General features: G+C 66.4%; 10 protein-coding genes, 1 other RNA gene and 1 pseudogene. 3 read left to right on the top strand and 9 right to left on the bottom strand.

Annotated features, from left to right (window positions below):
• A partial coding sequence (locus tag ACNPM4_RS11520) for an HAD-IC family P-type ATPase (RefSeq protein ID WP_448985794.1) occupies window positions 1-2,358 on the bottom strand: 2,358 nt, incomplete at its 3' end.
• Between the two features lie 136 nt (window positions 2,359-2,494).
• Here ACNPM4_RS11520 and ACNPM4_RS11515 point away from each other — a divergent pair.
• Window positions 2,495-3,094 carry a hypothetical protein gene (locus ACNPM4_RS11515; RefSeq protein WP_029263596.1) on the top strand — a complete coding sequence of 200 codons (600 nt, stop codon included), beginning with the start codon at window positions 2,495-2,497 and terminating at the stop codon, window positions 3,092-3,094.
• Between the two features lie 76 nt (window positions 3,095-3,170).
• Here the strand turns inward: ACNPM4_RS11515 and ssrA are convergent.
• Window positions 3,171-3,540, bottom strand: a transfer-messenger RNA (tmRNA) gene (gene ssrA / locus ACNPM4_RS11510).
• A gap of 141 nt (window positions 3,541-3,681) precedes the next feature.
• Here ssrA and ACNPM4_RS11505 point away from each other — a divergent pair.
• Entirely contained in the window at window positions 3,682-4,347 is a 666-nt protein-coding gene (locus ACNPM4_RS11505) for an SIMPL domain-containing protein (protein WP_448985793.1), read from the top strand.
• Window positions 4,348-4,353: 6 nt separating this feature from the next.
• Here the strand turns inward: ACNPM4_RS11505 and hflX are convergent.
• Window positions 4,354-5,640, bottom strand: a pseudogene (hflX, locus tag ACNPM4_RS11500) (GTPase HflX); the annotation flags it as partial.
• Window positions 5,641-5,935: 295 nt separating this feature from the next.
• Here hflX and ACNPM4_RS11495 point away from each other — a divergent pair.
• A complete protein-coding gene (locus ACNPM4_RS11495; RefSeq protein WP_029263599.1) occupies window positions 5,936-6,583 on the top strand; it encodes a class I SAM-dependent methyltransferase in 648 nt (215 codons plus the stop codon).
• 54 nt (window positions 6,584-6,637) lie between these two features.
• On the opposite strand, the gene dapF is transcribed toward ACNPM4_RS11495, so the two are convergent.
• The 6 genes from dapF to ACNPM4_RS11465 all read right to left on the bottom strand — a co-directional run.
• Entirely contained in the window at window positions 6,638-7,510 is an 873-nt protein-coding gene (gene dapF / locus ACNPM4_RS11490) for a diaminopimelate epimerase (RefSeq protein ID WP_448985792.1), read from the bottom strand.
• A gap of 72 nt (window positions 7,511-7,582) precedes the next feature.
• On the bottom strand, window positions 7,583-8,122 hold the full coding sequence (locus tag ACNPM4_RS11485) for a dihydrofolate reductase family protein (protein ID WP_448985791.1): 540 nt from the start codon (window positions 8,120-8,122) through the stop codon (window positions 7,583-7,585).
• Between the two features lie 56 nt (window positions 8,123-8,178).
• Window positions 8,179-9,090 (bottom strand): tRNA (adenosine(37)-N6)-dimethylallyltransferase MiaA, encoded by a 912-nt coding sequence (gene miaA / locus ACNPM4_RS11480; protein WP_448985790.1) that lies wholly within the window; start codon window positions 9,088-9,090, stop codon window positions 8,179-8,181.
• The gene (miaB, locus tag ACNPM4_RS11475) at window positions 9,087-10,634 is read right to left on the bottom strand and encodes a tRNA (N6-isopentenyl adenosine(37)-C2)-methylthiotransferase MiaB (RefSeq protein WP_105709800.1); all 1,548 of its coding nucleotides are present in this window, start codon (window positions 10,632-10,634) and stop codon (window positions 9,087-9,089) included. Before miaB ends, miaA begins: the two co-directional genes overlap by 4 nt.
• A gap of 49 nt (window positions 10,635-10,683) precedes the next feature.
• Window positions 10,684-11,079 carry a regulatory protein RecX gene (locus ACNPM4_RS11470; protein WP_051662439.1) on the bottom strand — a complete coding sequence of 132 codons (396 nt, stop codon included), beginning with the start codon at window positions 11,077-11,079 and terminating at the stop codon, window positions 10,684-10,686.
• Between the two features lie 461 nt (window positions 11,080-11,540).
• Window positions 11,541-12,048: recombinase RecA family protein (locus ACNPM4_RS11465; RefSeq protein ID WP_473965303.1), on the bottom strand; the 508-nt coding region annotated here is incomplete at its 5' end.

Here is a 12,048-nt window from a genome sequence, read left to right as displayed (position 1 = left end):
GATCGCCGCGATCATCACGACCGTGATCCCGGTGAGCGCGATCGCGAGGTCTTCCCCCGGATCGACGAGGACGAAGAACTGTCGCGCGAGGGGAAGCGAGAACACGGCGATGAGCAGGATGAACATCGCACCCACGACCAGCACCTTGAAGCGGTTGAGGGGGCGGGCGAGCACGGCCAGCACCCAGATGCCGACGACGGCGAGGATGACGGTCGCTCCGGTGCGCAGCTGCTCCTCGTGCGCCTCGAGACCGCGCGCGACGAAGGTGAACCACGTGAGGCCGAGCGCGACGATGATCCCCGAGGGAATGGCGAAGCTCAACGATCGCCGGAGGAATCCGGGCACATAACGCGCCGCGTTGGGCATCAGCGCGAGGAAGAACGCCGGGATGCCGATGGTGAGACCGTCGGTGATGGAGAGCTGGCGCGGGAGGAACGGGAACTCCAGCACGAACACCCCGAAGATGATCGCGAGAAGTGTGGCGTACACGGTCTTGTTCAGGAAGAGCATCGATACGCGTTCGATGTTCGCGATGACCTGACGCCCCTCCGCGACGACATCGGGCAGGTGTGAGAACTGCCCGTCGAGCAGCACCAATCGCGCCACCGCCTTCGTGGCGGGCGATCCCGTGTTCATGGCGATACCGATGTCGGCGGCCTTGATCGCGAGGGCGTCGTTGACCCCGTCACCGGTCATCGCCACGGTATGCCCGCGACTCTGCAGGGCCGCGACCATGCGCTTCTTCTGCTCGGGTGAGACGCGTCCGAACACCAAGTTGGTTTCGAGCACGTCTGCGAGTTCGGCGTCATCATCGGGAAGGCGACGTGCGTCGAAGCCCTCCGCGACGTCCACTCCCACCTCTCGCGCGATCGCCGCGACCGTGCGCGGGTTGTCGCCCGAGATGATCCGTATGCCCACATCCTGCCGCGCGAAGTACTCGAGCGTCTGGGCGGCGTCGGGGCGCACCTGCTCCCGGAAGGTGAGGACGATGGCCGCGACCACACCATCCGGAAGCCGCTCGGAATCGACATCCGCCTCGGACAACGCCGATTCCGCGTAGCCGAGGACCAACGTGCGTCGGCCGGTCTCTGCGAGCGCGGTGACCGTGCGCCCGAGTTCGGTCTCGTCGGAAGTCGCGGCATCGCCGAACACCATCTCCGGCGCACCCATCACCCAGGTCCCGGCGACCTGTTCGAAGGAGACTGCGCTCCACTTGCGTGCGGAGGAGAAGGGGATGTATTCCGCGACCGCGAGCGGGGACCCGGCCGGATACACCGCTCGCATCGATCGCGCCGTGGCATTCGCATCCGGAGAGGCGGCATACCAGCCCAGCGCCGCCGCTGCCGCCTCCGCACGCTCCGACGTGAGCCCGGAGAGTCCATGCGCTTCGTCGAACCCTATCTCCCCCACGGTGAGGGTGCCGGTCTTGTCGAGACATACGACGTCGACCCGGGCGAGCCCCTCGACCGCGGGCAGCTCATTCACCAGAACCTGCCTGCGTGCCAGTTTCGACGCACCGACGGCGAAGGCGATGCTCGTCATGAGCACCAGCCCGAGCGGGATCATCGCCGTCAGCGCGGCGATCGTGTTCACGACGGCCTGCACCCAGGCGCCGCTGGAGAACACGGTGGCGTACCCGCCCGTGACGATGATCTGCGCGTTCAGGACGAGCAGCCCCACCGGTCCGATCACCCAGCTCACCCACTTCAGGACCCGGTTGACCGACGAGCGGAGCTCGCTGGAGACGAGCGAGAAACGCTTCGCTTCGCCCGCGAAGTGGTTGGCGTACGAGTCGGCGCCCACACGGGTCGCTCGCGCGGTTCCCTCGCCGGCGACGACCACCGCGCCCGAAAGCGCCTCGTCGCCCGGCTGCTTCTCCACCGGGTCGGACTCGCCCGTGAGCATCGACTCATCGATCTGCAGCCCGCGCGCCGTGAGTATTCTGGCGTCGGCCGGCACCTGCTCGCCGGCGCGCAGGACCAGCACGTCGTCGAGGACGACATCGGTGGGGGCGATCTCCGCCTCCGCAGCTTCCCTGAGCACCAGAGCGCGCGGTGCGTTCATCAGTGCCAGGCGGTCGAGAGCCGACTTCGCTCGGAACTCCTGAACACAGCCGATGATGGCGTTCGCGAAGGCGGCGAGCCCGAAGAGCGCATCCTGCCACCGCCCGACCAGGAAGAGGATGAAGAAACACGCGAAGACGATGCCGTTGAACAGCGTGAAGACGTTCGCCCGCACGATGCTCCACGCGCTGCGGCTCGTGTCCGCCACGAAGGCGTTCGTCTTCCCGGCCGCGACGCGTTCGGCCACCTCCGCTCGGGTGAGACCGGTCGCGAGAGTTTCGGGGGTCGATTCCACAGACCTCAATATAGGTCCCCGTCGGAACCAGCGGGTGCCGTTCGCGCCTCCCCGGCCGCTTGCCTCTGCTACTCTCTTGCTCGCTCCGAGGCCCTTCTGCTGTCGGACCGCTTCACCTCTCCCCGAAGGATGCTCCGTGCCCGACGAACGCCCTCTCCCTGCGCGTCCCACGATCTCTCGCCGCACCGTCATCGGCGCGGCGGCGTGGTCGGTCCCCGTGATTGCCCTCACGGCAGCCACACCGGCCCAAGCGGCGAGCGGAGGCGCGATCGACGCAACCGGCGTGGTCCTCGCCTTCACGGGCCCGCAGTGGAGTTCCGAGTTCACCCTGAGCGGTCAGCTCGCCCTTTCGCCGGCTCCCGCCGCTCCTACACAGGTCACAGCGACCATCTCCTGGCAGGGCACCGGTGCCAACTCCGGCGCACAGGGGCTCTACCTCTACGACGGAGGGTCTCCCTCCCAAGATGGAGGCATCAGCGGGTGGACACTCCTGCAGGGCGCTGCAGACGACCAGCTGTACAGCGTGTTCGTCTTCAGCACCGTCATCGCGGCAGGCACTCTGACGGTGCCGACCGTTTCGACCTATCTCGCCGACCCTGAGGCGGCATTCATGTTCGGCGCGGAGACACCGAACGGAGGGACCTCCTTCTGGGACGGCATCATCACGATCCGGTTCTCGGCAGCGGGATATGCGGATGCTGTGCTGGCGGTGCCCTATACGCAGACGGTGGAGTGACACGCCGTTCCCGCACACGAAAAAGCCCCGTGACCTCCTGGAAGGAGAGCACGGGGCTTCTTTTGTGACAACGGCTTGGTGGAGCTGGGGGGAATCGAACCCCCGTCCAACGCTGAGTCTCCACGCCTTCTCCGGGCGCAGTCTGTAAAGACGTTCTACTCGGCTCCGACCTTTGTCACAGACACCTAAGTCGACGAGCCCAGCCTGGGAAGAGTCCCACGTGACGTCCAGACGCCATCACGCAGCAAGATTCCTAAATGACGCCAGGATCCGTATCGGAATCACATACGGCCTGACGGACTATCGGGCTCGCTTATGCAGCGAGGGCGAAGTCGTTGCGCTTGGTTTCGGCAACTATTTTTTTGCAGAGAGCGTTAACGAGATAACTCTGCATCCTCGGCCCGCTTCTCGTGGATTCACAGGCGCTGTCGAAACCGATCAGCCCCGTGGTCCTTCTCTCGAAGGAGCCGCTGTCACACTATGGAATTACCATCCCGGGCGACGAACACCCGAGCATCACAGACTACAACGTTCACGGGCCATTCGCCATTCCGCAGGCGCCCGGAGCGCTGGCGTAGAGTCAGCGCATGAGCGAAGTCACCGTCACAGTCCGCGGCGAACACGAGGCGCGTGTCGCGCCGGAGCGCGCCACCATCCGGGTCAGCGTGCGGGCGGAGGGTTCCGAGCGCACGACCGTCGTCGAGCACGTGATGCGTTTGGCCGAGCCCGTACGCGGCAGCATCACGGAGCGGGCAGAGGAGGGCAGCGTCGTCGACTGGACCAGCAAACGACTCTCCGTGCGAGCCGAGCGACCCTGGAACAACGACGGCAAGCGCCTCACACCCGTCTTCTACGCGAGCATCGACTTCACTGCGACATTCGCAGAGGCATCGGAACTCTCGATATGGGTCTCGGACATCTCGCCCTGGGACGGCGTCGAGGTGGGCTGGGTCGATTGGCACCTCACCCGCGTGACACGAACGGAGATCGAGCGGGAGGTGGCCGCCGAGGCCGTCAGCGTCGCCGTCACCCACGCCAAGGCATATGCGGGGGCTCTCGGTCTCGACGAGGTCACGCCGCTCGAGATCGCCGATGTCGGTCTCATCTCGAGCGGGCAGCCGATGCCGGGTGCGCCCATGATGAAGGCTCGCGGAGGCGTGGCATTCGCCGCAGATGCAGCCCCGGCCATGGAATACGAGCCGGAGGAGATCGTCATCTCCGCGACGGTCGAGGCGCGCTTCCTCGCCCGGTGAGCCGGGTCAGTTGACGACGGTGAAGGGAGCGAGTTCTGCCGCGAGGCGCTCGGACACCCTCGCGTGCACGGCGGTGCCGGCCTCTCGATGCTCCACTTCGAGGAGCATCCCCGTCTCATGGATGGCCGCCACGAGGTCGCCGCGGTCATACGGGATCACCGCGTGAACCTCGATCGCCGGCTTCGGGAGTGCTTCCTCGATGACGGCACGGAGTTCGGCGATTCCCTCACCGGAGCGTGACGACACGAAGTGCGCGTGCGGCTGGAGACCGCGGAGCACCAGGCGTTCGTCGTCGTCGATCAGATCTGCCTTGTTGAAGACGACGATCTCGGGCAGGTCACGCACTCCGACATCGCCGAGGACATCGCGTACCGTCTGCAGCTGACCGGCCGGGTCGGGGTGCGACGCATCGACGACGTGGAGCACCACGTCAGCCCCTCCGACCTCTTCCAGGGTCGAACGGAAAGCCTCGACGAGCTGATGCGGGAGATTGCGGACAAAGCCGACGGTGTCGGTCAGCGTGTAGACACGGCCGTCTTCGGTCTCAGATCGGCGCACGGTCGCGTCCAGCGTCGCGAAGAGGGCGTTCTCGACCAGGACGCCGGCACTGGTGAGCGCATTGAGCAGACTCGACTTGCCCGCGTTGGTGTAGCCGGCGATCGCCACCGAGGGGATGGTGTTGCGTTTGCGCTCCGCACGCTTCGCTTCACGAGCCGGTCCGAAGTCACGGATCTGCCGACGCAGGAGCGCCATCTTGGTGCGGATCCGCCGCCGATCGAGCTCGATCTTGGTCTCACCGGGACCACGGGATCCCATGCCCGCACCACCGGCGCCGACCTGGCCACCGGCTTGTCGGCTCATGGAGTCGCCCCACCCGCGAAGACGAGGGAGCAGATACTCGAGCTGAGCGAGCTCGACCTGCGCCTTGCCCTCCCTGCTCTTCGCGTGCTGGCTGAAGATGTCGAGGATCACGGTGGTGCGGTCGATGACCTTCACCTTGACGACGTCCTCGAGCGCGCGTCGCTGGCTCGGCGCGAGTTCGGTGTCGGCGATGACCGTGTCGGCCCCGACCGCGGCGACGATGTCCTTGAGCTCCTGCGCCTTGCCGCGCCCGAGATACGTGGCAGCATCCGGGTGCGGGCGACGCTGCAGAACGCCATCGAGCACGACGGCACCCGCGGTCTCGGCCAGTGCGGCGAGCTCACGCAGCGAGTTCTCGGCATCCTCCTGCGCACCCTGCGGGTAGACACCGACGAGGACGACGTTCTCCAGGCGAAGCTGGCGGTACTCGACCTCGGTGACGTCCTCGAGCTCGGTCGAGAGTCCACCGACGCGGCGAAGAGCGTGACGGTCTTCGAGATCCCATTGCGCCCCGTCCGTGCTGGCGTGCGCGGCGGTCGACTCGTCTTGCAGCGCCTGCGCTGCCCCGAACACGTGGACGTCGGAGCGCTTCTCTGCGTTCGCGAGCACGCGATCGACCGTGTCGTCGCCGTTGGAGGGTGTCGTGGTATCCGTCATCCGTTCCTTGTCTCTGGGGGTTTTGTAGCGAGCCTTAACCTTAGCCCGCGCTGTCCGGTACGCTCACCGTATGGGGTCAGACCACTACTTCACTGCGGCCCCGGCAAGCCCCGAGAATCTGCGCAGGATCCGTGTATCACTCGCAGGCCGAGAGCTGGAAGTCACCACCGCCGGTGGCGTCTTCAGCCCGGATCGGTTGGATGCCGGCACTGCAGTGCTCCTCGCCAACATGCCCCCGGTTCCCCCGGGAGGCAATCTTCTCGACCTCGGCAGCGGCTGGGGCCCCGTCAGCATCTCGATGGCCCTCGCCGCTCCGCATGCCACGGTCTGGGCCGTCGATGTGAATGAGCGTGCCCTCGATCTCGTGCGCCGCAACGCCGCGTCCCTCGGGCTCACCAATATCAACGCATCGCTGCCCGACGATGTTCCCGAGCACGTCTCGTTCCGCACCATCCGCTCAAATCCGCCGATCCGCGTGGGCAAGAATGAACTGCACGGACTGTTGGAGAGGTGGATACCGCGGCTCGACGAACGCAGCGACGCCTGGCTCGTCGTGCAGCGCAATCTCGGAGCCGACTCGCTGCAGCGCTGGATCGGCTCGACGTTCCAGCCGGGATACAGCGTCTTCCGCACCGCGACCGGCAAGGGCTATCGCATCCTCAAGGTTCGCAAGCACGGAACGCCGCCGACCGAGCCGATCGCACTGTCCGGGCTCTGACCGCTTCGATCCGGAGCGGGCCGCCCCGGCAACGATGAGGCCATCCGGCTTCGGTCAGAGCAGTTCGATCTCTCCGCTGAAGACGAGCTGAGCCGGACCGGACAGGGCGACGTGCTCTCCGTCTTCTGCAGGGAACATCCGCACTCCGAGCGTTCCTCCCGGCACCTCGACCTGCCAGTTGCTCGGGGCGTTCTCCCCCGCCCAGTAGCGGACGGCGAGTGCGGTGGCAGCCACACCGGTACCACAGCTGAGGGTCTCACCGACGCCGCGCTCGAACACGCGCATGCGCACGTGCCCGACTCCGTCACGAACCAGCGGCTCGCCCGGAACGACGAACTCGACGTTGGCACCGGCCGGCAGAACGGGATCGAGGTCCGGCGCGCGGTGCAGGTCGAGCACGCCGAGCTCATGCTCAGACGCGATCGCCACGATCACGTGAGGATTGCCCACATCGATTCCGAGACCGGGACGCGTGACCGGAAGACCGTCGACCCGCACCAGCGGATCGTCGCCGGAGAGCTTCCACCGGCCGAGGTCGACCTGGTATCCAGTCGCGCTGCGCGTCACGTCGCGCACACCGGCACGGGTACCGATCGGGAGCGTCGCTCCCGGTTCGATGGTCGCGAGACCTGCCCGTACGAGATAGTGCGCGAAGACCCGGATGCCGTTGCCGCACATCTCCGCGATCGACCCGTCGGCGTTGCGATAGTCCATAAACCACTCGGCTGCGGGTTCCTCCGCCAGCGCTGCAGCACCGTCGGCGATGGAGGCCGACCGCACGACCCGGAGGATGCCGTCGGCACCGATCCCGAAGTGGCGGTCACACAGCACTGCGACCTGCTCCACCGTGAGATCGAGCGCCCCGTCGGGGTCGGCGATGATGATGAAGTCGTTGCCCGTGCCGTGACCCTTGGTGAATGCGACCATGCTCCCCAGTCTAGAGAGCGCGGCCATACCGCGGAGACGCCGCGCATCCCGCCACGGAAGCGTTCGACGAAATCACTCCGCGGCTCCGGCCGAGACGACGGCGTAGCGACCGCAGAGGAAGTTGCGGTTTCGCGCGACCTCGAGAAGCTCCAGGTCGAGCCGCCGCGGAAGGAGTGGGGCACCGGAGCCCAGCGTCACCGGCGCGTACTGGACCCACACCTCATCCAGAAGACCTGCGTCCGCGAACTGACCCGCGAGATCTCCCCCACCGACGATCCAGATGTCCTGACCCGCGACGGCAGCGAGCATCTCGGCGTGCACGCTGCGCACGTCGTCATGCGTCAGCCGCACATCGGCACCCTCCGGGAGCGAGATCTCGCGGTGCGTGAACACCCAGGTGGGCTGACTGTAGCCCCATCGTCCTTCTTCGTGCTTCATCACCCATTCGTAGGTCGACGAACCCATCGCCAGCGCGCCGATGTTCTTCTCGAAGGCGTTGTAGCCCATCGGCCCGTCGGGGTCGACGTCTTGGGTCAGTAGCCAGTCGAGCGAATGCTCGTCTGTCGCGATGAATCCGTCGAGGCTGGATGCGGTGAAGAAGTGGGTGGCCATGCATCGAGCCTCGCACCTGCCTCCGACATCGCGACGGTCGATTGCGGCGCGCTGGCTCACTCGGCCAGGAGTGCCCCCACGTCCGCCGGAGCATCCCACCACTCCAGGTCGGGATACCGCTTGAACCACGACACCTGTCGACGGGCGTAGCGGCGTGTGAGCGCCTGCGTCTCGGCGATGGCTTCCGCCGCAGTGAGGGTGCCATCGAGCTGGCCCAGCGCCTGCGCGTACCCGATCGCTCTGGAGGCAGTGGCACCCCGCTCGAGGCCCATCTGCCTCAGTGCAGCGACTTCGGTCAGTATCCCGGCCTCCCACATCCGCTCGACGCGATCATCCAGGCGGGAGACCAGCTGGGAGCGTTCGACGTGCAGGCCGATCAGCCTCGTGCGCTGCTGCCACAGCACGGGCTTCTCCGGCAGTGACGCGCCGTGGGTACTGCTCCCCTGCGCGAGCACCTCGAGGGCGCGGATGACCCGTCGGCTGTTGCGCGGGTCGACCTTCGCCGCTGCTGCCGGGTCCGCCGACCGGAGCCGATCGAGGAGAACGTCCAGCCCGTGCGACTCCAGCTCTGCTTCCAGCCCTGCACGGATCTCGGGGTCTCTCGGTGGAAAGTGGAACTCGTAAACGACGCTCGAGACATAGAGGCCCGAACCGCCGACCAGGATCGCATCGCCTCGGCGTCGGTGGATCGCGCCGACCGCCTCTCGCGCTACGGGCTGGTACCAGGCGACGGCCGCGTCCTGATCCACTTCACGAACGTCGAAGAGGTGATGCGGGATTCCGCGTCGGTCGGCGACAGGGAGCTTCGCCGTGCCGATGTCCATCCCACGATAGAGCTGCATGGCGTCGGCGTTCACGATCTCGGCCGGGTTACCGCGGGCACGGAGAGCCTCCGCCAGATCGAGCGCGAGGTCACTCTTCCCGGTTCCTGTGGCTCCGACTATCGCCCAGAGGCGCGGTTCGCTCACACTCCGACGCGAAGGGTGGGCAGACCGAGGGATACAGCGCGCGGGCCGCCGTCGGACGCCGGAGTCGGGACCGCGCACGATTCCGCCTGCGAGCGATCCCAGGCGTCACCCCCGCGCGTTCTACGGATGCGCAGCGGCGCTCCGGTCGGATCGTCGGCAAGCAGGTGGAAGGGGGCCGCATGGGTGACGCTGACCGTGACGATGTCGCCGGGCCGCGGGAGGTCCGAGCCGGCGGTGACCTCGAAGTGCACCAGACGGTTGTCTTCGGCACGGCCGGTCAGCCGGTGCGTCTCGGCGTCTTTCTTGCCTTCGCCCGTCGAGACGAGAACCTCGACCTGGCGTCCGACCTGCTTCTGGTTCTCCTCCAGCGAGATTCGCTCCTGGAGTGCGATCAGGCGGTTGTACCGTTCCTGGACGATCTCCTTCGGAACCTGATCCTCCATCGTCGCGGCGGGCGTGCCCTCGCGGATCGAGTACTGGAAGGTGAAGGCTCCGGAGAAGCGGGATTGCTCGACGACGCGCATCGTGTCTTCGAAGTCTTCGTCGGTCTCCCCCGGGAAACCGACGATGATGTCGGTCGTGATCGAGGCATTCGGGATGCGCGCGCGGACACGATCGAGGATCCCGAGGAAACGCTCACTGCGGTACGACCGCCGCATCGCTTTGAGGATGCGATCGCTGCCGGACTGCAGCGGCATGTGCAGCTGCGGCATCACGCTCGGGGTCTCGGCCATGGCGTCGATCACGTCGTCGGTGAACGCCGCAGGGTGCGGACTCGTGAAACGGATGCGCTCCAGTCCCTCGATTTCGCCGGCCGCGCGCAGCAGCTTTCCGAACGCCTGTCGGTCGCCGAACTCGACGCCGTACGAATTCACGTTCTGGCCGAGGAGAGTGACCTCGATGGCGCCGTCTTCGACGAGGAGGCGGATCTCGTTGAGGATGTCGCCGGGACGCCGGTCCTTCTCCTTGCCACGCAGACTCGGGACGATGCAGAACGTGCACGTGTTGTTGCAGCCGACCGAGATCGACACCCATCCGCTGTGCGCCGAGTCGCGCTTCGTCGGAAGCGTCGACGGGAACACCTCGAGCGACTCGAGGATCTCCAGCTCCGCATCGCCGTTGTGACGTGCACGCTCCAGCAGCCCGGGCAGCGACCCCATGTTGTGCGTGCCGAACACGACGTCCACCCAGGGCGCCTTGTCGAGAACTGCCTGCTTGTCCATCTGGGCCAGGCAGCCGCCGACCGCGATCTGCATACCTTCTTTACGACGCTTGACGGAGGCGAGATGTCCGAGGGTGCCGTAGAGCTTTCCGGCGGCGTTGTCGCGCACCGCGCAGGTGTTGATGATCACCACGTCGGCCTCGGCGCCGTCGAGTGCACGGACGTAGCCGGCGCTTTCCAGCGATCCGGAGAGCCGTTCGGAATCGTGCACGTTCATCTGGCACCCGAAAGTGCGCACCTCGTACGATCGCTGGCGTCCGTCTTCGTCGACGGCTGCGGACGAGGCGCTGATGATCGTCGGTTCGCTGCGCGGAATAGTCATGATCAACCCATTCTACGAGCCGTGTGGATGCGGATGCTGCGTCGCCCGCTCAGTCCGAATCGACGAATCGGACACCCGAGTTCGACGCAATCGAGCCGGTCTCCCGCAACGCCTGCTTGGCAGCCTTCATCGCGACGGAGCCGTTGTAGCCGCGTCGCGAAAGCTGTCCCACCAGACGCCGAAGGGCGGTGTCGTTGTCGAGTCGGCCCAACGAACGTGCCTTGCTGCGGGCGAATTCGAGGGCCCGTTCATCGTCATCATCCGGCAGTTCGTCGAGTGCAGCGTCGATCACGTCGCGAGGAATACCCCGTTGAGCGAGTGCGCGCGACAGAGCGACCCTCCCCTGTCCCTTCCGCTCGACCCCCGATGTCACCAGAACACCGGCAAGAGCGGCATCGTCGAGGTAGCCACGACGGCAGAAGTCGTCGATCACGTCGTCGATCACAGCGTTATCGAGCCCGTGCCCCCTCAGCGCCTGACGCGCTTCGGAGACCGAGAGAGATCGAGTCCGCAGCTTTCTCACGAGGGACTCCTCGGCCGCCGTGCGGATATCGTCGAGCTCTCCCGGCTCCTCAGCAATTCCCTGCGCGACGGGTGGGATCCCGAGCGCGTGAAGTCTCGGCGCGGTCTTCGATGTTTCCGACCCAGCTCGGGCTGATGCCCCACGCGCGGGATGACGGTCGCTGGGGCTGCCGGACTGGGGCCGACTTTCGGCGCGAGAGGTGCGCTCTCGCGCATCCCATGTGGACCGCCACTGGCCTGCGTCACCGGGGCCCGCGGAAGCGCCGTCTGAGAGGTCATCGGCGCCAGGAGCGACAGCAAGCGGATCGGCCTTCTTCACGGCGCGTCCGAAGAGCGGAATGATGGGGGCGATCCGGTCGGGATCGCCCCCACGAGTGTCACTCATCAGGCCGGACGACGCTCAGCGAGCTCGTCTGCTGCAGCAGGCACGGCGGCTGGTCCGCCGATGCCGAGCTTCTGCTTGATCTGCGTCTCGATCGCCAGCGCGATGTCGGGGTTGTTGAGCAGGAAAGTCCGTGCGTTCTCCTTGCCCTGACCCAGCTGGTCGCCATCGTAGGTGTACCACGAGCCCGACTTCTTCACGATGGCATGTTCGACACCGAAGTCGATCAGGCTGCCCTCGCGAGAGATACCGACACCGTAGAGGATGTCGAACTCCGCCTGCTTGAAGGGCGGGGCCATCTTGTTCTTCACGACCTTGACCCTGGTGCGGTTTCCTACCGCGTCGGTGCCGTCCTTCAGCGTCTCGATACGGCGGATGTCCATGCGGACAGAGGCGTAGAACTTCAGCGCCTTACCACCGGCGGTCGTCTCGGGTGATCCGAAGAAGACACCGATCTTCTCGCGGAGCTGGTTGATGAAGATCATGGTCGTGTTCGTCTGGCTCAGACCA

The sequence above is a fragment of the Microbacterium umsixpiens genome, from assembly GCF_053543675.1.
This window is presented reverse-complemented; position numbering and strand designations above follow the sequence as displayed.

What these genes read in the sequence shown, in the direction of transcription:
- dapF (WP_448985792.1), bottom strand. Translation starts at nt 7,510, where the DNA reads ATGGTCGCATTCACCAAGGGTCACGGCACGGGCAACGACTTCATCATC.
- ACNPM4_RS11505 (WP_448985793.1), top strand. Translation starts at nt 3,682, where the DNA reads ATGAGCGAAGTCACCGTCACAGTCCGCGGCGAACACGAGGCGCGTGTC.
- miaB (WP_105709800.1), bottom strand. Translation starts at nt 10,634, where the DNA reads ATGACTATTCCGCGCAGCGAACCGACGATCATCAGCGCCTCGTCCGCA.
- ACNPM4_RS11495 (WP_029263599.1), top strand. Translation starts at nt 5,936, where the DNA reads ATGGGGTCAGACCACTACTTCACTGCGGCCCCGGCAAGCCCCGAGAAT.
- ACNPM4_RS11485 (WP_448985791.1), bottom strand. Translation starts at nt 8,122, where the DNA reads ATGGCCACCCACTTCTTCACCGCATCCAGCCTCGACGGATTCATCGCG.